Genomic DNA, 22,121 nt, shown 5'->3' with positions numbered 1-22,121 from the left:
TGCGAGGGGCCTGCCCCTCGCGCTCCCCGAGGTATTTGGACCAAGATGAAGGGGGGCCGTGTCGTGGATCGGGTCGTGGTGGATCGGGGGGGGCGGGTCAGAGGTCGGCGTGGAATTCCTCGATCAGGTGGGAGACCACGGCGCGCATCTGGCCGTCGTGGTCGGCGCCCCGGGCCCTGGCATCGGCGAGGGCCGTGCGTTGGCGGCTGGCGGAGGTGCCGCCCGACACGATGTCGCGGGCGCGGTGCAGCGCGCCGGTGCATTGCAGGACACCCGCGTCTTCCTCCAGCAGGTCGATCAGCTCCTCGACCAGTTCGGGGAAGGGCACGATCTTGGCCCGGCCGAAGTCGATCAGCCCCTCGGTCGTGCCGTAGCGCTGCGCGCGCCAGCGGTTCTCCTCGATCAGGAAGCGGTCGTAGATCCGCCAGCGCTGGTTCTTCACCCGGAGCCGCCAGAGCATCCGCATCAGGCATTGCGAGATGGCTGCCAGCGTCAGCGCGTGTTCCAGACGGGGCTGCACGTCCATGATCCGGGTTTCCAGCGTCGGGAACGCGGCGGAGGGGCGCAGGTCCCACCAGATGCGCGAACCGTCCTCGATCACGCCGAGGTCGATCAGCACCTGCACCGAGCGTTCGTATTCCTGCCAGGACTGGAACTGCGGCGGCAGGCCGGTGCGGGGCAGGTTGTCGAAGACCGAGATGCGGTAGGAGGCGAGGCCGGTGTCCTCACCCTGCCAGAACGGCGAGGAGGTGGAGAGCGCCAGCAGGTGGGGCAGGAAGTAGCTCGCCTGCCGCATCAGGTCGGCGCGCAGCGTGTCGTCGTCGAGGCCGACGTGCACGTGCATGCCGCAGATCAGCATGCGCCGCACCACGCCGCCGAGGTCGCGGTCGAGCTCGTTGTAGCGTTGCTTGTCGGTGTGGGACTGCGTTTTCCAGTCGGCCAGCGGGTGACAGGAGGCCGCGATGGGCGAGAGGCCGTGGCGCGCGGCATGTTCCGACACAGTGGCGCGCAGCCGCCGGAGGTCGTCGCGGGCCGCGTCGACGGAGGCGCAGGGCCGGGTGCCGATCTCTACCTGGCATTGCAGGAACTCGGGCGAGACCTGGTCTTCGAGATCCCCGGAGAGGGCGGTCATCAGCGCTTCGGGCGCTTCGACCAGCGCGCAGGTGTCGCGGTCGACAAGGAGGTATTCCTCCTCGATGCCGATGGTGAAGGCCGGTTGCGCCATGGGCTGTCTCCGCTGGTGCGGTGGGGCTGCCTCCGCTTGTGCGATCGGGCCGGTCTCCGCTTGTGCGGTGGGATGGTAGTGCCGGGTCTGCGCCCGCTCAAGGGTTGGGCGTGGGGCAGGCGGAAGCGGCGTGGGCGGCGTTCAGCGCGTCGAGGTCGGTGTCGGGCTGGCCCGCGAGGTGCAGCGCCTCGGCCACGTCATGGGTGATGTGGAAGCGCAGGGTGCTGACCGGCTCGACCACCTGCTGCATCATGCGGGCCATGCCGAAGCTGTGACCGGAGGCCACCAGCAGCACGCTGTCGGCCTTTTCCGGGAACCGGCGCAGGAGCGGTGCCAGCCGTTCGACCGCGACGATGATGCTGAGGAAACTGGCGTCGATCTCTGTCACCCCGGTCGCGTCGGTGAGCATGTTGCGGCGCGGGTCGAAGCGCGGGTCCTCGACGTAGCGCCGCAGCAGGTCGGCGCAGCCGGAGACGCTGATCTGCGCCGGCATCCTGAAAAAGGCGAGGTTGCGGTCGTCGTGCAGACTGAATTCGAACGTCATGTCGATGTCCCGGCGGTGTTCCGTGTCAGCTCCTTTCGGCCAGAAGGCTGCGCATCTTGCGGATGGTGTTCAGGTTGCGGGCGGTGCCCTCTGCCATCGCGGGCAGCCTGAGCCGCGAGCGGCCCTGTCCATCTGGGTAATGGATGTAGAGCGCGCCGGGACCGGGGCGAATGTCCTCTGCGGTGTGGTGCGTGGCGTCCGCGGCGGGGGCGGCGGGGATCGGGGCGTCGGTCAGGAGGCAGATCACCTTGTCGCCGGGCGCGTCGGGAAAGGGGGTGCCGGCGGTCAGCGCGTCGAGCTGGGCGAGGGTGCGCAGGAGGACGCCCACGGGTTTGCCGGCATGGTCGTGCAGCGCCTTTTCCAGCGCGGACTGCACGTCGGCGGGGGCTGCGTCATGGCTGAAGGCCACGTTGCCGGAGGCGATGTAGGTCTGGACGTTCCGGGCCCCGATGCCTTCGGTCAGCGCCCTGAGGTCGGCCATCGCGAGCTTGCCGGTGCCGCCCACGTTCACGGCGCGGAGGAAGGCGGCATAGGCGGGCATGTGGTCGGTTCCCTGAGCGTTGTCCTGGCGGACCGCCCCGGAGGGCGGCCCGGTGTCGTGTCAGCGGCCGCGGATGCGCGGGTCGAGCGCGTCGCGCAGGCCGTCGCCCAGGTAGTTCACGCTGAGCACCGTCAGCGAGATGGCGACACCCGGCAGCATCACGCGTTCGGGGAACCGCTCCATCCGCTGGACCGCGTCGGCCAGCATCTTGCCCCAGGTGGGGAAGTCGGAGGGGAAGCCCACGCCGAGGAAGGAGAGCGCCGATTCCGTGATGATCGCCGTGGCGAGGCCGAGGGCGGCGGACACCATGATCGGCGAGAGCACGTTGGGCAGCAGGTGGCGGCGGATCAGCTTGAACGGCGAGGTGCCGATGGAGCGGGCGGCCAGCACGAACTCGCGTTCCTTGATGGCGAGGATGTCGCCGCGCACGATCCGGGCCGTGGGCATCCACGAGGTGACGGCGATGACCGTCACGATGAGGATGAACATGCCCCCCTCGGGCCCGAAGTTGGCCCTGAGCGGTTGCCGGAAGAGCGTCACGGCGACCAGCAGCAGCGGCAGGATCGGCAGCGACAGGAAGAGGTCGGTCAGGCGCATGAGCGGGCCGTCCAGCCTCTTGAAGTAGCCGGCGATCACCCCGATGGCGGTGCCGATCACGAGGCTGAGGATCATCGCGGCCCAGCCCACGGCCATGGACGCGCGCCCGCCGGAGAGCATCTGGGCGAGGTTGTCGCGGCCGAGCTGGTCGGAGCCGAGCGGCTTCTCCCACGAGACCTTGGCGTCGGCGTCCCAGATCGCGGTGTAGATCGGGCGCATGTCCTTGTTGCGGATGTCCAGCTTCTGCGGGTCGACCGTGTAGATGTAGGGGCCGATCAGCACGGCGAGCGTGATGAAGACCAGGAACCCCAGCCCGAACATCGCGCCCTTGTGCTTGCGGAACTGGTCCCAGACGTCCTTGCCGCGCGAACGCGGCGGCTTTGTCGGGCCGGTGTCCTTCAGGGCCTCGATGGCGGCAGGGCCTTCGGCGAGGATTACATCGTCCTGTGGGCTTTCAGTCATAACGGATCCGCGGGTCGAGCACGCCGTAGAGGATGTCGGCGATCAGGTTGAAGAGCACGATGAGCACCGCGAAGATGAAGGTCAGCGTCATGACCATCGGCAGGTCGTTGGCGAACAGCGCCGTGATCAGGAGCTGGCCGATGCCGTTCACCTTGAACACGTTCTCGGTGATGATGGCGCCGCCGAAGATCGACGGGATGCCGAGCGCGATCACGGTGACCACCGGGATCATCGAGTTGCGCACCACGTGCACGTTGACGACGATCGCCTCCGACAGGCCCTTGGCGCGGGCGGTGCGCACGTAGTCCTGCCCGAGGTTGTCGAGCATGGAGGCACGCATGTATCGCGAGAGCTGCGCGGTGATCTGCAGCGCCAGCACCATGACCGGCATGATCATCTGCTGAAGCTGGATCTTGAAGCTGGCCCAGTCGTTCACGACGTGGGTCGTGTCGTAGATCGAGGGGAACCAGCCGAGCTGCACCGAGAACAGCACGATCAGCAGCGGGCCGGTGAAGAACGGCGGGATCGAGAAGCCGATCATCGTCACGAAGGTCCCGGCCTGGTCGAAGACCGAATACTGGCGGTAGGCGGAGTAGATGCCCACCGGCAGCGCGATCAGGATCGCCACCACGTAGGCCACGCCCACAACCCACAGTGTCTGCGGGATGCGCTGGATGATGATGTCCATCACCGGCGAACGGGTCTGCCACGAGATGTTGCGCTGTTCGGGCACCCAGAACTGCATCTCGCCGTTCACCTCGCGCACGCGGCCCGCTTCCTGCATGGAGGCGAGGAGCGTTTCGGTCGGCGCGAAGGTGGGGGTTTCCCAGTGCCAGGCCAGTTGCGTGCCGAACATCCAGTCGATGAAGACCTTGGGTTCGATCCAGAAGATCTGGACCAGCCATTTCCAGTACTGGACGAGAGGCGGTTCGCCGAGGCCGAGCGCCTCGCGCATCTTCTGCTTGACCTCGTCCGGCACCGTCAGCGGCACCTGGGCCATCGGATCGCCCGGGGCCAGTTGCAACAGCATGAAGATGATGAAGCTGATAAAGATGAGCGTCGGGATCGAGAGGATCAACCGTCGCGTGGCGTAGGTGAGCAACGCTTATCCCCCTGTCGGGCTTTGGTGAAGGTGGGTGCATCCCGCAGCGCCGGCACGGGACCGGACAAAGGGGCACAGGGTGTAAGACGGGGCGGCGCCGGGACGGTGTCCCGTGGTGCCGCGTGTGCGGAGGCTGGCATCGCCCGGCCTGTGCCGGTGGCAATCTTGCATGTCAACGTCTGTCCAGTGGAGGGCGGTCTTCGTCATCGGCGATGAGAGGATGGCGTCGCGCGGCATCGGGGACCCCATCTGCGGGAAGAGCGTCGTCGCATCGCCGGCGAGGCGGGGCGCGAAGGCGTCGATGCCGTCGGTCCAGAGGCTGCGGTCGAGGCTCCGGTTGTCATCCATCGGCGCGGCGATCCCTTCCGTGTCTTCAGGAATGCGCCCGCCCCGTGCGAAACGGGACGGGCGCGCGATCAGGAACTTATTGTTCGATGCGGTACCAGTCTGCGACGTTCCACAGCTCGGAGTCCCAGACGTTCAGCTTCACACCGCCAAGGCTGTTGGAGTGTGCCGAGAGGCGGCCGCGGTGCACCAGCGGGATCATCGCGCCTTTCTCGTAGGCCATCTGGCTGAGCTGGCGGCCGATTTCCTGGCGCTTCTGCATGTCGGCGGTCTGCGACAGCTCGTTCCAGAGCGCGTCGTATTCCTCGTCGCAGAAGCGCGAGATGTTCTCGCCCTGCCACTGGGTTTCCGGACGCGGAGCCTTGTCGCACAGACCGTTGCCCAGGTAGGCCTGCGGGTCGGTGCCGTTGAAGGTGTTGGCGTACATTTCGACGTCGGCGTAGAACTTCTGGAAGGTGTCCGGGGAGCCCGGGTCGCCGCCGAAGAACACGGAGCTGTCGACGTTGCGCAGTTCGACTTCCATGCCGATCTGCTCCCACCACTCCTTGATCAGCGCCTGGAAGTCCTGGCGGACGGCGTTGGTCGAGGTCTGGTAGAGGATCGAGAGCGGAACGCCGTCCTTCTCGCGGATGCCGTCGCCGTCGGAGTCGACGATGCCGGCCTCATCCAGAAGCGCCTTGGCGCCTTCGATGTCCTGCGTGCCGCAGTCCTCGTTCTGGTAGGCGAAGGGTTCGGGCGCGGGCACCCAGGAGCAGGTCACCTTGCCGGCCTGTCCGTAGCCCACTTCGACCAGCAGCGGACGGTCGATGGCCATGGACATCGCCTTGTAGACCGCCGGGTCGCCGAGGAACGGGTGCGGACGGATCACCGACCGCTCGTCCGGGCCAAGCGCCGGGTCGGGGTTGGTGTTGTTGATCATGATGCGTTCCATCAGCGGGCCGAAGCCTGCCACGGCAACACCCTGACCGCCGGCTTCCATCTCGGCGATGACGTCGGGCGCGAGCTGGAGGTTCCAGGCGTAGTCGAATTCGCCGGTCTCCATGACCGCCGTGCCTGCAGCCGCCGCGTCGCCGCCGCCCTTGAAGGTCATGGTGGCGAAGGCCGGCTTGGCCGGATCGCGGTAGTTGCCGTTGGCCGAGAGGGTGATCACATCGTTCGGCTTGAATTCTTCGACCACGAAGGGCCCGGTGCCGATCGGGTTGAAGTTCTGCTCGGTGCAGGTGGAGGCCGCGGCGCCCACGCAGTTCTCGAACTGGGCCTTCTGCAGGATCGGGGATTCACCGCCGACGAACGGGCCGTAGGGAACGGGCTTCGCTTCGCCGAAGGTCACCACCACGGTCAGGTCGTCGGGCGTCTCGACCGAGGTCACGCCTTCGAACTTCGTCAGCTGCGCGCAGCCGCCTTCGGGATGGGTGCAGTATTCGTAGGTGAACTTCACGTCTGCGGAGGTGAAGGGCGTGCCGTCCGACCACACGATGTCCGGTTTGATCTTCCAGGTGATCTGGGTCAGGTCCTCGGAGACGCCGCCGTTCTCGACCGTCGGGATCTCGGTTGCGAGCCAGGGCACGAGGGTGCCGGTTTCGTCGTAGCGCGCCAGCGGCTCGATGATCATCGACGAGGCCTCGACGTCCTTGGTGCCGCCCGAGAGGAACGGGTTCAGGATCGACGGGGCCTGCCAGTAGATGATCTTCACCTCGCCGTCCGCGCCGCGCTCTGCGAGCGCGGGGGCAGCGAGAGCTGTCACGGCCGCGGCACCCATCATCAGGGATTTCAGGGTCATGTTTCACTCCATGTTGGTCGGGACCGGCATCATGTCCGGTCCGCTTCGTTGATGCCGGGAAGGCTGTTCATCCGGTCAGGTCCGTTTCAACCCGAAAAAGACCCGTGCCCCGAATTCGCCCCCTGTGCCGGTCCATCGAAACCCGCGGATGCTCAAAATGCAAGCATTGCCTAAGGGCATCCCGGACGCATTCGGGAAGGGCCGGGGGGCAGGACGTGGCGCGGGTTGCCCGTGCAGGCGATTGATTTCGCTGCGGGTTGTGCGGTGGCGGGCTGTTTCGCTTGGGTCCGGAGCGGCCTTTGGGGCAATGGAAAAAGGGTTGGGCGGCCTGTCGGGGCATGTGCGTGCCCCGGGTTAAGCCATTGGCGGCATGGGTCTTTCAGCGGCGGATTGCCGCGCCGGGCGGGTGCGATGGCATTTCGTGCGGTTTGGGAACCTTGCGGCGGGGCGTCGGGCGGGCTGTCCGGCGCCACCTGAAACCGTTCGTCTTTGCACATTTTTCCGGCATGCTGCGCGAAGGCGTTGCGGCCCTTGTTCCACAGTCTCGCACGGGCCGCCGGAAAGGGCATCCGGTCGGGTCCGGAGGGCTCTGACCTCCGGGAATGCGCGATGGGACCTTTACGCCCCGGAGCCGGGCTTTTAGCCTTCGCCGCGACAAGGGAGTTTCGAAGATGCTGGACGACACCACGGATACCGCCGCGACCGGGGCCGCAGAGGCCCAGGTGCCCATCGCCCGGATCGAGAAGCTCCGGGTCGAATTCCAGACAAAGGACGGCCCGGTGGTGGGCGTCGAGGACATCTCGTTCGAGATCAACCCGGGCGAGACGGTCTGCGTCGTCGGCGAATCGGGATCGGGCAAGTCGGTGTCCTCGCTGTCGCTGATGCGGCTGATCGAATACGGCGGCGGCGACATCGCGGGCGGCAAGATGCTGTTCGACCGGCGCGAGGGCGGGGTGATGGACCTGGCCACCGCCGACCAGAGCCTGATGCGCCACATCCGCGGCAACGAGATCGGCATGATCTTCCAGGAGCCGATGACCGCGCTGAACCCGGTGTTCACCGTGGGCCGCCAGCTGACCGAAGGGCTGCGCGTCCACCGCGGCATGTCGAAGAAGCAGGCGGAGGCTCGGGCGCTGGAACTGCTGCGCGAGGTCCGCATCCCGGAACCGGAGCGACGGCTGAAGCAGTATCCGCACGAACTGTCGGGCGGGATGCGCCAGCGCGTGGTGATTGCCATGGCCCTGGCCTGCAAGCCGCGCCTCCTGATCGCGGACGAGCCGACAACCGCGCTCGACGTGACGATCCAGGCCGAGATCCTAGCCCTGATGGACCGCCTCAAGCGCGAGACCGGGACGGCGGTGATGTTCATCACCCACGACATGGCGGTGGTGGCGCAGATGGCCGACCGCGTCGTCGTGATGTTCCGCGGCAACAAGGTGGAGGAAGGCCGGGTCGAGGAGATCTTCGAAAACCCGCAGCACCCCTATACCAAGGCGCTGTTGGCCGCCGTGCCGAAGCTGGGCGAGATGACCGGCAAGGACCTGCCGGAACCGATGCGGCTGGTGGGGCGGACCGACCAGAACCTCGACCCGATCAAGGGCTCGGACGAGGTGCTGCTGAAGGTGCAGAACCTCGTGACGCGATTCCCCGTGAAGGGCGGCTTCTTCCGCCGGACGGTGGCCTATGTCCACGCGACGGAGGATGTGTCTTTTACGCTCAACAAGGGCCAGACGCTGAGCCTCGTGGGCGAGTCGGGCTGCGGCAAGTCCACGGCGGGGCGGTCGCTCCTGCGGCTGGTAGAGCCTTTGTCGGGCAAGATCGAGCTCGACGGCACCGACATCATGGCGCTGTCGCAATCGGGCCTGCGCGACGCGCGGCGCGAGATGCAGATGATATTTCAGGACCCCTTCGCCTCTCTGAACCCGCAGTTGCAGCTGGCCGACCAGGTGGCGGAGCCCCTGGTGAACTACGGCATCGGGTCCGGGTCGGAGATCCAGGACAAGGTGGCCAACCTGTTCGACCGGGTGGAACTGCCGCGGTCCTTCATGCGGCGCTATCCGCACGAGCTGTCCGGCGGCCAGCGGCAGCGGATCGCCATCGCACGGGCGCTGGCGCTGAACCCGAAGCTGATCGTGGCGGACGAGGCGGTCTCGGCGCTTGACGTGTCGGTGCAGGCGCAAGTGGTGAACCTGATGATGGAACTGCAGGCGGAACTGGGTCTGGGATATGTCTTCATCAGCCACGACATGGCGGTGGTGGAGCGGGTCTCGCACACGGTGGGGGTCATGTACCTTGGCCGGATCGTGGAACTGGGACCGCGCCGCGCGGTGTTCGAGGACCCGCAGCACCCTTATACCAAGGCCCTGATGAAGGCGGTGCCGATCGCCGATCCGCGCCGCCGGAAGGCGGAGAAGGACCTGAACTTCAAGCCGATCCCGTCGCCGATCCACCCGGTCGGCTATGAGCCGGGGCCCTCGGTCTACGAGGAAGTCAGCCCGGGGCACCTCGTGCTGACCTCGGACAGCGGCTATTGAGGGCAGGGGCGGTTTTTCCGTGAAGGATCGCGCAAGGCAAATCTGAAAGCGAAGAAGCAGGGGGCGGTGCGCCGCGCCCCGGCCTGTCTGGAGGCATGATGACGGAACGACTTGCGCCGCGTGCGCTGCTGGAGCGGCTCGTGGCGTTTCCCAGCGTCAGCCGGGAGCCGAACGGCCCGCTGATCGACTGGGTGGCAGAGTACCTGCGGTCCCACGGGATCGAGGTGGGCCTTCACGACAAGGAGGGCGCGCCGGGGTGGAAGGCGCTTTACGCCCACGTCGGACCGGAGGTCGAGGGCGGTGTCGTGTTGTCGGGCCACACCGACGTCGTGCCGGTGGACGGGCAGGCCTGGGACACCGACCCCTGGGTTCTGACCGAGAAGGACGGGCGGCTTTACGGGCGCGGGTCCTGCGACATGAAGGGCTTCGACGCGCTGGCGATCTGGGCGATGGTCGAGGCGAAACATGCGGGCGTCACGCGGCCCTTGCAGATCGCGCTCAGCTACGACGAGGAGGTCGGCTGCACCGGCGCCCCGGCGCTGGTCGAGGCGATGCAGGTCCTGCCGCGCGCGACGGACGTGATCGTGGGCGAACCCACGATGATGAAGGCGGTCTCCGGCCACAAGGGCGGGGTGAGCTGGTGGGTTCATGTGCACGGCTTCGAGGTGCACTCCTCGATGCTGCACACCGGCGTCTCGGCGATCATGTGGGGCGCGAAGCTGATCGACTGGTGCAACGGCGTGAACGCGGCGGCGGAGGCGTCGGAGCCCCTGGGCTTGGCCGCGCTGTTCGATCCGCCCTACACCAACGTGCACGTCGGCCAGATCTCGGGCGGGACGGCGCACAACATCACCGCCAAGGACTGCGAGTTCGGGGTGGGTTTCCGCGTGGTGCCGGGCGAGGAGCTGGAGACCTACCGCGCGCTGTTCGCCGCCAAGGTCGAGGAGCTGACCGCCGAGATGAAGGCGGTGCGCCCGGAGGCGTGGATCGAGGCGCGCGAGATGTTCTCCCTGCCGCCCTTCGCGCCGGAAGAGGACAACACCGCCGAGGCGCTGGTGCGGCGCCTGACTGGCGACAATTCGGAGAACTACGTGAGCTACGCCACGGAGGCGAGCCACTTCCAGACCGCCGGATACAAGGCTGTGGTCTGCGGGCCGGGCTCCATCTCGGTCGCGCATCAGCCCAACGAATCGATTGCGATCAGCCAGTTGCAGGAGGGCGAGGCCTTCATGCGGAGGTTGATGGAGGCGCTGGCGTGATCTTTCCGTTCAGGGACGAGGGCGAGCGGGACTTTCGCGGTCCGCTGCCGGAGGCGGTCGACGTCGCGGTGATCGGCGGCGGCGTGATCGGTGTGTCTGCGGCGCTGTTCGCGGCGCGCGCGGGCAAGCGGGTGCTGCTGCTGGAGAAAGGCCGCATCGCCGCCGAGCAATCCTCGCGCAACTGGGGCTGGATCCGGGTGCAGGGCCGCGACATGGCGGAGATCCCGGTGGCACAGGAGGCGCAGCGCCTCTGGCAGGAGTTCGACGCGGAATGCCGCGGTGCGCTGGGTGTGGAGACGGTCGGCGTGTCCTACCTGGCCGGGTCGGAGGCCGAGATGGCCGCCTTCGAAGGCTGGCTGACGGAGGCGAAGGGGCAGGGCGTCACCTCGCGGCTGGTGGGCCGGGCCGAGACGGCGCGCACCATGGGCTATCCGCACGCGGGCTGGTGCGGCATGCTGCTGACGCCGTCGGACATGAAGGGCGAGCCTTGGGTCGCCGTGCCCCGGCTGGCGAAGCTGGCGGAAGCGGACGGCGCGATGATTCGCGAGCGGGTGGCGGTGCGCAGGCTCGACATCAGCGCGGGTCAGGTGACGGGCGTGGTGACCGAAGAGGGCACCGTCCGCGCCGAAAGCGTGGTGTTGGCGGGCGGCGCGTGGTCGTCGCTTCTGCTGGCGCGCCACGGGGTCCGCGTGCCGCAGCTTTCGGTGCGCTCGACCGCGCTGGCGACGCGGCCTTTGCCCGACCTGAATGTGCCCGCCTCGGTCGACGGGGAGATCGCCTTCCGGCGGCGGGCGGACGGGGGATATACCCTTGCTCCCTCGGGATTTGCCGAGCTTTACACCGGCGCCGACATGCTGCGCCATCTGCCGGTCTACCTGAAGCTGGCCATGCAGGGATCGTTCGACGTGCACCTGCGCGGGCCGCAGCCGCGCGGCTGGCCCGATGCGCCCGGCGTGGCGCGGTTCTGGAACGGCGACGAGGTCAGCCCCTTCGAACGGGTGCGCATCCTCGACCCCGGCCCGAACCGGAAGCGGGTGCTGGAGCTGCTGCGCCGCTTCGCGGAGATCTACCCGGCGCTCGGGGAAGTGCACCTGAAGACCGCCTGGGGCGGGATGATCGACGTCATGCCCGACGTGGTGCCGGTGGTGGACCGGGTGGCGGCGCTGCCCGGCCTGACGGTCTGCACGGGGATGTGCGGGCACGGCTTCGGCGCGGGTCCCGCCTTTGGCCGGATCGCCGCCGACCTCGCCATGGGGCGCGATCCGGGGACCGCGCTCGACCGTTTCCGGCTGTCACGCTTTACGGACGGGTCCAAGCTGGTGCCGGGGCCGAACATCTGACGCCTCTCCCTTGAGCGATTTCCGACCATACGGTCAGGATTGTCGCCCGAGCGCTTGCGTTCGGCATGTATCTCACTAGGCTCGCCGCCGACATGACTGACTGGCCCCGGTGCCTGCGGGGCCGCTCGCACACAAGGAGACTTCCATGCCCGTCAAGAACCGTTTCGCAGAGCTTCATGGCGACATCACCGCGTGGCGACGCGACCTTCACCAGCACCCCGAGATCCTGTTCGAGACCCACCGGACCAGTGCGCTTGTGGCCGAGAAGCTGCAGGCCTTCGGCTGCGACGAGGTGGTGACCGGCATCGGGCGCACCGGCGTGGTGGGCGTCATCAAGGGGCGCGGCACCGGGTCGGGCAAGGTGATCGGCCTGCGCGCCGACATGGACGCGCTGCCCATCGAGGAGCAGACCGGGGTGGAATACGCCTCAAAGACGCCGGGCGCGATGCATGCCTGCGGCCACGACGGACATACTGCGATGCTGCTGGGGGCGGCGCAGTACCTGGCCGAGACGCGCAACTTCGACGGCACGGTGGTGGTGATCTTCCAGCCCGCCGAAGAAGGCGGCGGCGGCGGCAAGGAAATGTGCCAGGACGGCATGATGGAGCGCTTCGGCATCCAGGAGGTCTATGGCATGCACAACTGGCCCGGGCAGCCGGTGGGCAGCTTCTCGATCCGGTCGGGGGCGTTCTTTGCCGCGACCGACCAGTACGAGATCACCATTCACGGCAAGGGCGGCCACGCCGCAAAGCCGCACCAGACGGTGGACCCGGTGGTGATCGCGGCGCAGCTCGTGCAGGCGATGCAGAGCATTTCCAGCCGCAACGCCGATCCGGACGATCCGATCGTGGTGTCGGTCACCTCGATCGAAAGCTCGTCGAAGGCGTTCAACGTGATCCCGGCGCGGGTGACGCTGAAAGGCACGATGCGCACCATGTCGAAGGAGAACCGCGCGCTGGGTGAAGAGCGGATCAAGGCGCTGGCCCCGCTGACCGCCGAGGCCTTCGGCGGCACGGCAGAGGTGCGCTGGATCGCGGGCTACCCGTCGATGGTGAACTCCGAGGAACAGACGGAATTCGCGGCGGATGTGGCCGAGGCGATCTCGGGCGGCTGCGAGCGCAACGCGCCGATCACCATGGGCGGCGAGGATTTCGCCTACATGCTGGAGGAACGCCCCGGCGCCTATATCCTCGTGGGCAACGGCGATTCCGCCGACGTGCACAACCCCGGCTACAACTTCAACGACGAGGCCATCCCGGCGGGCTGTTCGTGGTGGGCGGAGATCGTCGAGCGGCGGATGCCGGTGACAAACTGATGCCCACGGCCATCGTCACGGGGGCCGCGCGCGGGATCGGGCGCGGCATCGCCGGGCGGCTAGTGGCCGAAGGCTGGGAGGTGGCCGCGCTCGACCTGTCGTTCGAGGGCGATGTGGCGGGCCGGGCGGTGGTTTGCGACGTGTCGGACGAGACGTCTGTCGCGTCGGCCTTCGACAGCCTAGCGGACATGCTGGCCGACGGGCTGGACCTCCTGGTAAACAACGCGGGCGTCGCCGGGCCGGAAAGCGGCCCGGTGGAGGACCTGTCGCTTGAGGACTGGAACCGCTGGATCGGCGTCAACCTGACCGGCACCTTCCTGATGGTGCGCGCGGCGGTGCCGTTCCTGCGGCAGGCGCGCGGGTCGGTGGTCAACCTCTCGTCGACACGGGCACGCATGGCGGAGCCGGACACGGAGGCCTACTGCGCCTCCAAGGGCGGGGTCGAGGGGCTGACGCAGGCGCTGGCGGTCTCGCTGGGGCCGGAGGTGCGGGTCAACGCCATCGCGCCGGGCTGGATCGTGACCGAAGGTTGGGACGACCTGAGCGCGGTGGACCACGCCCAGCATCCCGCCGGGCGGGCAGGCCGCGTGGACGACATCGCCGGGACGGTCGTCTGGCTGGCGGGGGCGGGGTTCGTCACCGGGCAGGTGGTCACCGTCGACGGCGGCATGACGCGCAAGATGATCTACGCCGAATGATCGGGCGGCGCCCGGGCGGATTTCATCTGGCGCGCGGCGCGGTCGGCGGCTAGGACACGGCCATGACCCAGACCGCCAACATCATGTGCATCAAGTGGGGCACGCTTTTCGGCCCCGAATACGTCAACCGGCTCTATTCCGGCGTGCGCCGGAACATGACGCGCCCCGTGCGCTTCTTCTGCATGACGGAGCACGCCGAGGGGCTGCATCCGGACATCGAGGTGCTGCCCCTGCCGGTGGAGCCCTTCGCGGAACCCATGGCGGAGGCGCTGAAGGTGGCGAACCGTCAGGGGGCGATGCGCAAGGTCTCGCTGTTCCGGCCGGGGCTTGTGCCCGACCTCGAGGGGCCTGTGCTGGGCTTCGACCTCGACGTGGTGGTGACCGGCGGGCTGGACGGGATCTATGACCTCGCGCCGGAAACGGTGGCCATGCGGATCGACTGGATCGAGAAGCGCAAGGGCCGCGTGACGGGGCACGGCTCCGTCTTCCGGTTCGATCCGGCGGTGCACGGGTTCCTCTACGAGGACATCGCCGCCGACCCCTACGCGGAGGTCGAGAAGGCCCGCGGGTCGGAGCAGCGCTATACCTCGACCAAGGCGCTGGATCGCGGTATTTTCACATATATTCCGGACCCTTGGGTGGTGTCCTTCAAGTATGACTGCAACCCTTTCCCGATGAACTACCTGCGTCCGCCAACGCTGCCGGAGGATGCGCGGGTGGTCTGCTTTCACGGCCGTCCGAAGATGACCGACGCGCTGACCGGGTGGTCGGGGTCGTTCATCCGTTATTCCAAGCCCTGCGTCTGGCTGCAGGAGCACTGGATCGACCGGTCGCGGGACGACCTGGGCGGCGACTGGGCGTGAGTCTGCCGGGCGTTCGCGCCGGTTGAGGCGGCGGATGCGAGGGGCCGGCCCCTCGCGCTCCCCGAGGTATTTCGGCCAAGATGAAGGGCACGGCGGTCGGCATGGCTGGCTGTGGCCGGGGCATTGCCGGTCGTGCCGGACGGGGAAGGCCCGCCGGTGCGGGCGGGCCTTCTGCGGTGCGGGTCCGCGGGTATGGGGCCTTCGGGAACCGGATGGGGCGGCCCCGTGGTCCCGCGGTGTCCGCGGGCTTACTTGTTCTGGCCGTAGGAATAATCGGCGCCGTTGATCCGGCCGTCGTCGTTGAGGTCCTCGGCGGTCTCTTCGGCGGCGGACTGGCCTGCGGCGTAGTCCTTGCCGTTGGTACGGCCGTCGGCGTTGCGGTCGGCGCCTGCCTTGGCGGCCTGTCCCGGCGGTGTGCCCACGTGGCCGGCGATGGCGGGGGCGGACATGCCGAGGACGGCGATCAGGACAATGAAATAACGCATGGATGGATTTCCTCTCTCTGTTGTTGCCGCGCCGGCCCTCCTCCGGCGCGGCGCATGGAGAAGACACGAAGGCCGCGGGTTTCCGGTTTCGGCGCAGCGGGTCCGGCGATCCCGTCGGCGGGAAGATGCCGATGCGGCTGCGCGATCCGCGCCCCGGGTCATGCCGCGTGGCCCCGGTGCGCCATGAGCGCGCGGCCTTGCCGATGGGGGCCAAGGCGCGCTAAGAGCGGGTCGGAGAAAGAGAATGGAGAGAGCCGCCATGGCACGTCGTGTCGTCGTCACCGGGCTTGGACTGGTCACCCCTCTGGCCGATGGGGTGGAAGCGAGCTGGAGCCGCCTTCTGGAAGGGCAGTCGGGCGCCGGTCCGATCACGCGTTTCGACGCGAGCCACCTGGGCACCACCTATGCCTGCGAGGTTCCGCTGGGGGACGGGTCCGACGGGACGTTCAACTGCGACGCCTACATGGACAAGAAGGAACAGCGCAAGGTCGACGAGTTCATCAAGTTCGGCATCGCCGCCGCCGACCAGGCGGTGCGTGACTCGGGCTGGATGCCCGAGGACGAGGAAAGCCGCGAGCGGACCGGCGTGATGATCGGGTCCGGCATCGGGGGCCTGTCCTCCATCGCCGACACCGCGCTTCTGATCCGGGACAAGGGGCCGCGGCGCGTGTCGCCGTTCTTCATTCCCGGCGCGCTGATCAACCTGATTTCGGGCAACGTGTCGATCCGCTATGGCTTCAAGGGGCCGAACCACGCCGTGGTGACCGCCTGTTCCACCGGCGCCCATGCCATCGGCGACGCGGCCCGGCTGATCAAGTACGGCGATGCGGACGTGATGCTGGCGGGCGGCGCCGAGGGCGCGATCTGCGAGATCGGCATCGCGGGCTTCAACGCTTGCAAGGCGCTGTCGACCAAGCGCGCCGACGATCCGAAGGCCGCGAGCCGCCCCTATGACGCCGACCGCGACGGGTTCGTGATGGGCGAGGGCGCGGGTGTCGTTGTGCTTGAGGAATACGAGCACGCCAAGGCGCGCGGCGCGAAGATCTACGCCGAGGTCTGCGGCTACGGCCTGACCGGCGACGCCTACCACATCACCGCCCCCTCCGAGACCGGCGAGGGCGGCGAGCGGTCGATGCGCGCGGCGCTGAAGGACGCGGGCCTGACGCCTGCGGATCTCGACTACATCAACGCGCATGGCACCTCGACCATGGCGGACACCATCGAGCTGGGCGCGGTGGAGCGTCTGCTTGGCGACCATGCGTCCAAGGTGACGATGTCCTCGACCAAGTCGATGACCGGCCACCTGCTTGGCGCGGCGGGCGCGATCGAGGCGATCTTCTCGATCCTCGCGATCCGCGACCAGGTGGCGCCGCCGACCATCAACCTCGACAATCCGGCGGTCGAGACGCCCGTGGACCTGGTGCCCAACGCCAAGCGCGAGCGGCGGATCGCCTATGCGCTGTCGAACAGCTTTGGTTTCGGCGGCACCAATGCCAGTGTGATCTTCGGCAAGCTGGATTGAGCCAGCCGGGCCGGGGATCAGGGCGCGCGCGAAGGATCGGGCGCGCCTGAACGAGGTGAGCACAAGCCCCCGGACGAGGGGCGGAACAAAGGGCAAGATAGGGGCAATATCATGTGGCGCAGTATCGCCTCGAACGCGCTGACCCTTCTGGTTGTCGCGACATTTCTCTTTGGGGGCCTGCTGCTTTGGGCGCAGGCGGAGTATTCGGCAGAGGGGCCGCTGAGCGCGCCGATCTGCCTCGAGGTGCCGCGCGGCACCAACATGTCCCGTGTTTCGGACAACCTGGCCGAGCAGGGCGCGGTGAAGAGCGCGATGATGTTCCGCCTTGGTGCCGAATACGGTGACAAGACGCAGGAGCTGAAGGCCGGGAGCTACCTGGTGCCCGAGCGCGCCTCGATGTCCGAGATCACCGAGATCATCACCCGCGGCGGTGCTTCGACCTGCGGGACGGAAGTGGTCTATCGCATCGGCATCAACCGGGCGACGGTGCAGGTGCGGGCCATCGACCCGAACACCGGCCGCTACGAGACGCAGGCGAGCTTTGACCCGGCCGAGGAAGAGGTGCCGGAGGAATACACCCAGGTGCGGCAGGCGAACGACACGCGGTATCGCGTGGCGTTGGCCGAGGGCGTGACGAGCTGGCAGGTGGTGCAGGAACTGGGCGAGATCGACGTGCTGGAAGGCGAGGTTGAGGTGCCGGAAGAGGGCAGCCTTGCCCCCGACAGCTACGAGATCGGCGTCGGAGACACCCGCGCGAGCGTGATCGAACGGATGCGCCAGGCGCAGGAGCTGATCCTTGCTGAGGAATGGTCGAACCGCGAGGAAGGCCTGCCGCTGAACAGCCCGGAGGAGGCGCTGATCCTCGCCTCGATCATCGAGAAGGAGACCGGCAACGCGGAGGAACGCGGGCTGGTGGCCTCGGTCTTCGTGAATCGTCTGGAGAAGGGCATCCGCCTGCAGACCGACCCGACCGTCATCTACGGCGTGACCGAGGGCAAGGGTATCCTCGGGCGCGGGCTGCGGCAGTCGGAACTGCGAGAAAGCACGCCGTGGAACACCTATGTGATCGACGGTCTGCCGCCGACCCCCATCGCCAACCCGGGCCGCGCCTCCATCGAGGCGGCGCTGAACCCGTCGTCTTCCGACTACGTCTACTTCGTCGCGAAGACGCTGGACCCGGCGGACGGCCACGTGTTTGCGGAGACGCTGGACGAGCACAACCGCAACGTGGCGGCCTATCGCGCGCTGGAGGCGCAGCGGGACAACTGAGGCTGTTGGCGGGGCGGGACTGTTGCTGACGTGCAGCACGCCCGCCAACCCGCCCGGCGGCATGACGTTCCTGCGGGGGCTGTGCGCGTCAGAGGCGGATGACGTATTCCTTGGTCGTCGTCTCCACCACTTCCCAGGTTCCCCGGAAGCCCGGGCGCAGGATGAAGCTGTCGCCCGCCCGCACTTCGAAGCTGTCGCCGCCGTCCTCGGTGAGGATCGAATGGCCGTCGAGGATGCGGCAGTATTCCCATTCGTCGTAGCTGACCTGCCACTTGCCGGGCGTCGCGCGCCAGGTGCCGCAATAAAGGCCGTCGCGGTCCTCCACGTTCCAAGTGGTGAATTCCGGTGTGCCGGAGATCACCTTCTCGGCGGGCGGGGCGTCGTGCTCGCCCTCTATGTCCGTGGTGATGCGCAGGAAGGTCTGGGTCATGTGGGCGGCCTGTTGGTGGCTGGGGGTCTGTGGGCGGTGGCGGGCTGCGACGCTTGTGTCAGGCGGACGAGATCGCGGCGCGGGTCTTCTTCGGCAGTTTCGAGAAGATCAAATCGTAGGAGGTCCGGATCCGGTCGCGCAGTTCGTCCTCCGGCACCGCGTTCCAGTCGATCAGCACCCAGGAGCGGTGGAAATAGGGGGCCTTCTGTGCGCGGCCCATCTCGATCAACAGTTGCGCGTCCTCGATGGAGGGTGTCTTGACCGAGACGCCCAGACCCATGGCGCCGATGCTGGCGAACATCTTGTCGCCGACCTTCCACGCATCGTGGCCACCGCCCCAGGGGTCGGAGACCTCGGCGCCGGGCAGGGCGGCACATATGGCATTGACGGTTTCGCGGTTCATGGCCGGAGCATGGCAGGCGCCGTGTCAGTCGTCCAGCGCGGCGTCGATGACGTGGCGCGGGCCGGGGCCGCGGCGGGCGGCGCGGTCCTCGGGGTTGTAGAGCGCGCAGCGTTGCAGGGACAGGCAGCCGCAGCCGATGCAGCCGTCGAGGTTGTTCCGGAGCGCGATCAACCGGGCGATGCGTGCGTCCAGCACACGGGAAAAGCGGCGCGAGATGCGGGTCCAGTCGGCGCGGGTGGGCGCACGGTCCCGGGGCAGGCGGTCGAGGTCGGCGCGGATATCGGTCAGGGAGAAGCCCAGCTGCTGCGCGATCATCACGAAGCTCAGCCGCCGGATGTCGGCGCGCTGGAACCGGCGCTGGCCGGAGGCGGTGCGCGCGGGAAAGACCAGCCCCTCCGATTCGTAGTGGCGAATGGCGGAGGGGGCGAGGCCGGTGCGCTCGGCGATCTCGCGGATTGTAAGGCCGTCTCTCTTCATCGTGCGGAAATCGTGCGTTATTTTGTTCTTGAATTCAAGTGGACTTGAACGACTAGGATGCAAGCCGTTGAAACCGAATGAAAGGAATACCGAATGGCACGGCTTGAGCATGTGAACGTGACGGTCAGCGATGCAGAGGCGACGGCGGCGCTGCTGGGGGATCTTCTGGGCTGGCGGGTGCGCTGGCAGGGACCGGCGATCCACGGCGGGACCTCGATCCACGTGGGCGACGACGCGACCTACCTTGCGCTCTACAGCCCGAAGCGCATCGACGTGCCTCATGACGACAACTACAGCCGCGCCGGGTCGATGAACCACATCGGGCTGGTGGTGGACGACCTCGACGCGACGGAGGCGAAGGTGCGCGAGATGGGCTTCACCCCGCACAGCCATGCCGACTACGAACCTGGGCGCCGGTTCTACTTCGACGGGCCGGACGGGGTGGAGTACGAGATGGTCTCCTACGCCTGAGGGCCGGGGCGCAGCGGGGGCGGGGGAAGGCGGCAGGCCGGCCGAGGTCCGAGATTGACAGGTTACAACCTTTGGTGGATCATCGAGGCATTACATGCATTCATTTTTCAGCAAGAGGTCATTGCCATGCCACCTCCTCCCCCTCCTGCACAGGACGGCGCACTGAAGCGCGTGATCCTTCTGGCGATCCAGAACGACCGCAGGATCAGCAATCACGAAGCCGACGGGATCATCGGTGTCACGAAACTGGACGCGCAGGTGACGGATGCCGAGTACGCCACGCTGTGTCACCTGGTGTCCTGGTCGAAGTCGCTGTCGGTCACGTCACGCAACAAGATCATGAACTACCTCGCGGACGCGCTGTCCCTGAAGGGACCTTACGTGAAAAACAAGGTGCGCGACCTTGTCGGGCAACCGCTCGTCTCGACCCATCAGTGCGTGACGCTGTTGCAGTATTACACCCACGTCGGCCTGACGTCCGGCTGGCGGCAGGGGCTGCGGGTGCGCGGGAACGATGCGCTCATCGAGCGGGGCACGGCCATCGCCACCTTCGAATACGGCAAGTATCCGAACAAGGCGCATGGCAACCATGGTGCCTTTTACGACGGCCAGGATGCGACGGGCATCTATGTCGTGGAGCAATGGTCCGGGCTGGACGCGATCCAGCGGCGCCATGTGACCTTCCAGGGGTTGGACGGGATGATGTGGAAAGACCCCAGCAACAACGGCGATGCGTTCTCGGTGATCCGCAAGGTGTGAAGAGGGCAGCGGGAAACGCTTGGCAGACGGGACGCAGGCTGATAGGTGGTGCGCATGACCAACCGCAACGCCATTACCATCGCTTGCATTATCCGCTGACATCGTCGGCGGGCCGGTCTTCTATTCCCTCTCAGAGTTGAAGTTGCTAATCCCGCCGCGAGCAATCGCCGAGGACCACGCACAATGGCCGACCCGAATCCCGCCCCGCTGGAGATCAGGCTGACGAACACCCGCACCCGGTCGAAGGAGGCGCTTGTCCCGATCGACCCGGAAAACGTGCGGATGTACGTCTGCGGCCCGACGGTCTACGACCGGGCGCATCTGGGCAACGCGCGGCCCGTTCTGGTGTTCGACGTGCTCTACCGGCTGCTGCGCCATGTCTACGGCGCAGAGCACGTGACCTACGTGCGCAACTTCACCGACGTGGACGACAAGATCAACGCGACGGCGCTGGCGCGCAAGGAGGCGGGGGCGGACGGCACGCTGGAAGAGCTGATCCGCGAACGCACCGAAGAGACGATCTCCTGGTATCTGAAGGACATGGGTGAACTCGGCGCGCTGGAGCCCGACCGGATGCCGCGCGCGACGGAATACATCGCGCCCATGGTGGCGATGATCGAGGGGCTGATCGAGAGCGGCCATGCCTATGCCGCGGAAGGCCACGTGCTGTTCCGCGTCCGGTCCTACGCGGCCTACGGCAAGCTGTCGGGCCGGTCGGTGGACGACATGATGGCGGGCGCCCGGGTCGAGGTCGCGCCCTACAAGGAAGACCCGATGGACTTCGTCCTGTGGAAGCCGTCCTCTGACGAGCTGCCGGGCTGGGACAGCCCCTGGGGCCGCGGGCGCCCGGGCTGGCACATCGAATGCTCCGCCATGTCCTACGAGCTGTTCGGGCCGAGTTTCGACATCCACGGCGGCGGCAACGACCTGATGTTCCCGCACCACGAGAACGAGATCGCCCAGTCGTGCTGCGCGCATCCCGAGGGCGATTTCGCGAAGGTCTGGATGCACAACGAGATGCTGCAGGTCGAGGGGAAGAAGATGTCCAAGTCGCTGGGCAACTTCTTTACCGTGCGGGATCTGCTGGACCAGGGTGTGCCGGGAGAGGTGATCCGTTTCGTCATGCTCTCCTCGCACTACCGCAAGCCGATGGACTGGACGGCGGAGAAGGCGCGGGAGGCCGAGGCGCATCTGCGGCGCTGGCGGGCTCAGGTCGATGGTGTCGCGCCGGGAGAGGTGCCCTCCGGCGTGCTGACCGCTTTGGCCGACGATCTGAACACCGCCGGAGCGATTGCCGACCTGCACCGCCTGTCGGCGGCGGGCGATGCGGAGGGCTTGGCGGCAGGGGCGTCCCTTCTCGGATTGCTGATGCCGGAGCTGGGCGGCTGGGACGTGGTGGAGGCGGACCTGTCCGGGCTGGCCGAGCGGCTGGCGGCATTGCGGGCGACGGCGTTGGAGACCAAGGATTTCTCCGGTGTCGATGCAATGAAGCAGGCGCTGATCGGGGCCGGGGTCGAGGTGCGCATGTCCAAGGCGGGCGTCGAGCTGGTGCCGGGTCCGGATTTCGATCCGGCAAAGCTGGAGCAGGTCTGATGCGTGGCGCGACCGGAGAGTGCGGACTGGGGCTCTGCCCCAGACCCCGGAGGTATTTGGAAAGCGGAGAAGCACAGGGACGGCCCTGTCGGGAACGGGGGGCACGG

General features: G+C 67.5%; 20 protein-coding genes and 2 pseudogenes. 11 read left to right on the top strand and 11 right to left on the bottom strand.

Annotation, left to right across the window (positions count from 1 at the left end; translation table 11 throughout):
* Positions 1–97: 97 nt before the first annotated feature.
* The 7 genes and pseudogenes from CDO87_RS00520 to CDO87_RS00490 all read right to left on the bottom strand — a co-directional run bounded on the left by CDO87_RS00520 (position 98) and on the right by CDO87_RS00490 (position 6,596).
* On the bottom strand, positions 98–1,225 hold the full coding sequence (locus CDO87_RS00520; RefSeq protein WP_100926938.1) for a carboxylate-amine ligase: 1,128 nt from the start codon (positions 1,223–1,225) through the stop codon (positions 98–100).
* A 97-nt stretch (positions 1,226–1,322) separates the two neighbouring features.
* Positions 1,323–1,769: a hypothetical protein gene (locus CDO87_RS00515; protein ID WP_100926937.1), complete on the bottom strand. Its 447-nt coding sequence runs from the start codon at positions 1,767–1,769 to the stop codon at positions 1,323–1,325.
* 25 nt (positions 1,770–1,794) lie between these two features.
* Positions 1,795–2,310, bottom strand: coding sequence for a DUF1697 domain-containing protein (locus CDO87_RS00510; RefSeq protein WP_100926936.1), 516 nt, complete (start codon positions 2,308–2,310; stop codon positions 1,795–1,797).
* 60 nt (positions 2,311–2,370) lie between these two features.
* Positions 2,371–3,369 (bottom strand): ABC transporter permease, encoded by a 999-nt coding sequence (locus CDO87_RS00505; RefSeq protein WP_100926935.1) that lies wholly within the window; start codon positions 3,367–3,369, stop codon positions 2,371–2,373.
* Positions 3,362–4,090 (bottom strand): annotated as a pseudogene (locus CDO87_RS00500) (ABC transporter permease); the annotation flags it as partial. The pseudogene CDO87_RS00500 and the gene CDO87_RS00505, both read right to left, overlap by 8 nt.
* A gap of 119 nt (positions 4,091–4,209) precedes the next feature.
* Positions 4,210–4,471, bottom strand: a pseudogene (locus tag CDO87_RS27535) (ABC transporter permease); the annotation flags it as partial.
* Between the two features lie 424 nt (positions 4,472–4,895).
* Complete coding sequence (locus tag CDO87_RS00490; RefSeq protein ID WP_100926932.1) at positions 4,896–6,596, bottom strand: peptide ABC transporter substrate-binding protein; 1,701 nt, start codon at positions 6,594–6,596, stop codon at positions 4,896–4,898.
* A gap of 671 nt (positions 6,597–7,267) precedes the next feature.
* Here CDO87_RS00490 and CDO87_RS00485 point away from each other — a divergent pair.
* From CDO87_RS00485 to CDO87_RS00460, 6 genes are all read left to right on the top strand, one after another.
* The gene (locus CDO87_RS00485) at positions 7,268–9,130 is read left to right on the top strand and encodes an ABC transporter ATP-binding protein (RefSeq protein ID WP_254698256.1); all 1,863 of its coding nucleotides are present in this window, start codon (positions 7,268–7,270) and stop codon (positions 9,128–9,130) included.
* A gap of 98 nt (positions 9,131–9,228) precedes the next feature.
* Positions 9,229–10,389 carry an acetylornithine deacetylase gene (gene argE, locus CDO87_RS00480; protein ID WP_198521793.1) on the top strand — a complete coding sequence of 387 codons (1,161 nt, stop codon included), beginning with the start codon at positions 9,229–9,231 and terminating at the stop codon, positions 10,387–10,389.
* Positions 10,386–11,729: an FAD-binding oxidoreductase gene (locus CDO87_RS00475; RefSeq protein ID WP_100926930.1), complete on the top strand. Its 1,344-nt coding sequence runs from the start codon at positions 10,386–10,388 to the stop codon at positions 11,727–11,729. The genes argE and CDO87_RS00475 overlap by 4 nt, the downstream gene beginning before the upstream one ends.
* 145 nt (positions 11,730–11,874) lie before the next feature.
* Positions 11,875–13,044: a M20 aminoacylase family protein gene (locus CDO87_RS00470; RefSeq protein ID WP_100926929.1), complete on the top strand. Its 1,170-nt coding sequence runs from the start codon at positions 11,875–11,877 to the stop codon at positions 13,042–13,044.
* Positions 13,044–13,742, top strand: coding sequence for an SDR family oxidoreductase (locus CDO87_RS00465; protein ID WP_100926928.1), 699 nt, complete (start codon positions 13,044–13,046; stop codon positions 13,740–13,742). Before CDO87_RS00470 ends, CDO87_RS00465 begins: the two co-directional genes overlap by 1 nt.
* Before the next feature lie 62 nt (positions 13,743–13,804).
* Entirely contained in the window at positions 13,805–14,605 is an 801-nt protein-coding gene (locus tag CDO87_RS00460; RefSeq protein WP_100926927.1) for a glycosyl transferase, read from the top strand.
* 248 nt (positions 14,606–14,853) lie between these two features.
* On the opposite strand, the gene CDO87_RS00455 is transcribed toward CDO87_RS00460, so the two are convergent.
* On the bottom strand, positions 14,854–15,090 hold the full coding sequence (locus tag CDO87_RS00455) for a hypothetical protein (RefSeq protein WP_100926926.1): 237 nt from the start codon (positions 15,088–15,090) through the stop codon (positions 14,854–14,856).
* Between the two features lie 259 nt (positions 15,091–15,349).
* Here CDO87_RS00455 and fabF point away from each other — a divergent pair, with 259 nt between their 5' ends.
* The gene (fabF, locus tag CDO87_RS00445; protein ID WP_100926924.1) at positions 15,350–16,612 is read left to right on the top strand and encodes a beta-ketoacyl-ACP synthase II; all 1,263 of its coding nucleotides are present in this window, start codon (positions 15,350–15,352) and stop codon (positions 16,610–16,612) included.
* A gap of 111 nt (positions 16,613–16,723) precedes the next feature.
* Positions 16,724–17,881 (top strand): endolytic transglycosylase MltG, encoded by a 1,158-nt coding sequence (gene mltG / locus CDO87_RS00440; RefSeq protein ID WP_100926923.1) that lies wholly within the window; start codon positions 16,724–16,726, stop codon positions 17,879–17,881.
* An 88-nt stretch (positions 17,882–17,969) separates the two neighbouring features.
* Here mltG and CDO87_RS00435 read toward each other — a convergent pair whose 3' ends face one another.
* Genes CDO87_RS00435 through soxR form a run of 3 tightly spaced genes read right to left on the bottom strand, consistent with a single transcriptional unit; the run spans position 17,970 to position 19,191 of the window.
* Positions 17,970–18,311, bottom strand: a complete 342-nt coding sequence (locus tag CDO87_RS00435) for a cupin domain-containing protein (protein ID WP_100926922.1) — start codon at positions 18,309–18,311, stop codon at positions 17,970–17,972.
* A gap of 58 nt (positions 18,312–18,369) precedes the next feature.
* Complete coding sequence (locus CDO87_RS00430) at positions 18,370–18,714, bottom strand: MmcQ/YjbR family DNA-binding protein (protein ID WP_100926921.1); 345 nt, start codon at positions 18,712–18,714, stop codon at positions 18,370–18,372.
* Positions 18,715–18,738: 24 nt separating this feature from the next.
* Positions 18,739–19,191 carry a redox-sensitive transcriptional activator SoxR gene (soxR, locus tag CDO87_RS00425; RefSeq protein ID WP_100926920.1) on the bottom strand — a complete coding sequence of 151 codons (453 nt, stop codon included), beginning with the start codon at positions 19,189–19,191 and terminating at the stop codon, positions 18,739–18,741.
* A gap of 93 nt (positions 19,192–19,284) precedes the next feature.
* Between soxR and CDO87_RS00420 the strand changes: the two genes are divergently transcribed.
* From CDO87_RS00420 to cysS, 3 genes are all read left to right on the top strand, one after another.
* Positions 19,285–19,662, top strand: a complete 378-nt coding sequence (locus CDO87_RS00420) for a VOC family protein (RefSeq protein ID WP_100926919.1) — start codon at positions 19,285–19,287, stop codon at positions 19,660–19,662.
* Positions 19,663–19,788: 126 nt separating this feature from the next.
* Complete coding sequence (locus tag CDO87_RS00415) at positions 19,789–20,421, top strand: BPSL0067 family protein (protein WP_198521791.1); 633 nt, start codon at positions 19,789–19,791, stop codon at positions 20,419–20,421.
* 183 nt (positions 20,422–20,604) lie between these two features.
* Positions 20,605–22,014: a cysteine--tRNA ligase gene (gene cysS, locus CDO87_RS00410; RefSeq protein ID WP_100926918.1), complete on the top strand. Its 1,410-nt coding sequence runs from the start codon at positions 20,605–20,607 to the stop codon at positions 22,012–22,014.
* Positions 22,015–22,121 lie beyond the last annotated feature (107 nt).

It is taken from the genome of Sagittula sp. P11, from assembly GCF_002814095.1.
Taxonomy (GTDB): domain Bacteria; phylum Pseudomonadota; class Alphaproteobacteria; order Rhodobacterales; family Rhodobacteraceae; genus Sagittula.
Note: the sequence above shows the minus strand (reverse complement) of the source record. Positions and strands in the feature narration are given on the sequence as shown.

Excerpts from the sequence above, each read along its gene's own strand:
- CDO87_RS00415 (WP_198521791.1), top strand. The coding sequence starts at position 19,789 with ATGCCACCTCCTCCCCCTCCTGCACAGGACGGCGCACTGAAGCGCGTG.
- CDO87_RS00490 (WP_100926932.1), bottom strand. The coding sequence starts at position 6,596 with ATGACCCTGAAATCCCTGATGATGGGTGCCGCGGCCGTGACAGCTCTC.
- CDO87_RS00510 (WP_100926936.1), bottom strand. The coding sequence starts at position 2,310 with ATGCCCGCCTATGCCGCCTTCCTCCGCGCCGTGAACGTGGGCGGCACC.
- mltG (WP_100926923.1), top strand. The coding sequence starts at position 16,724 with ATGTGGCGCAGTATCGCCTCGAACGCGCTGACCCTTCTGGTTGTCGCG.
- CDO87_RS00460 (WP_100926927.1), top strand. The coding sequence starts at position 13,805 with ATGACCCAGACCGCCAACATCATGTGCATCAAGTGGGGCACGCTTTTC.
- CDO87_RS00465 (WP_100926928.1), top strand. The coding sequence starts at position 13,044 with ATGCCCACGGCCATCGTCACGGGGGCCGCGCGCGGGATCGGGCGCGGC.
- CDO87_RS00515 (WP_100926937.1), bottom strand. The coding sequence starts at position 1,769 with ATGACGTTCGAATTCAGTCTGCACGACGACCGCAACCTCGCCTTTTTC.
- CDO87_RS00520 (WP_100926938.1), bottom strand. The coding sequence starts at position 1,225 with ATGGCGCAACCGGCCTTCACCATCGGCATCGAGGAGGAATACCTCCTT.
- CDO87_RS00485 (WP_254698256.1), top strand. The coding sequence starts at position 7,268 with ATGCTGGACGACACCACGGATACCGCCGCGACCGGGGCCGCAGAGGCC.
- CDO87_RS00420 (WP_100926919.1), top strand. The coding sequence starts at position 19,285 with ATGGCACGGCTTGAGCATGTGAACGTGACGGTCAGCGATGCAGAGGCG.
- argE (WP_198521793.1), top strand. The coding sequence starts at position 9,229 with ATGACGGAACGACTTGCGCCGCGTGCGCTGCTGGAGCGGCTCGTGGCG.
- soxR (WP_100926920.1), bottom strand. The coding sequence starts at position 19,191 with ATGAAGAGAGACGGCCTTACAATCCGCGAGATCGCCGAGCGCACCGGC.
- CDO87_RS00435 (WP_100926922.1), bottom strand. The coding sequence starts at position 18,311 with ATGACCCAGACCTTCCTGCGCATCACCACGGACATAGAGGGCGAGCAC.
- fabF (WP_100926924.1), top strand. The coding sequence starts at position 15,350 with ATGGCACGTCGTGTCGTCGTCACCGGGCTTGGACTGGTCACCCCTCTG.
- CDO87_RS00430 (WP_100926921.1), bottom strand. The coding sequence starts at position 18,714 with ATGAACCGCGAAACCGTCAATGCCATATGTGCCGCCCTGCCCGGCGCC.
- cysS (WP_100926918.1), top strand. The coding sequence starts at position 20,605 with ATGGCCGACCCGAATCCCGCCCCGCTGGAGATCAGGCTGACGAACACC.
- CDO87_RS00505 (WP_100926935.1), bottom strand. The coding sequence starts at position 3,369 with ATGACTGAAAGCCCACAGGACGATGTAATCCTCGCCGAAGGCCCTGCC.
- CDO87_RS00470 (WP_100926929.1), top strand. The coding sequence starts at position 11,875 with ATGCCCGTCAAGAACCGTTTCGCAGAGCTTCATGGCGACATCACCGCG.
- CDO87_RS00455 (WP_100926926.1), bottom strand. The coding sequence starts at position 15,090 with ATGCGTTATTTCATTGTCCTGATCGCCGTCCTCGGCATGTCCGCCCCC.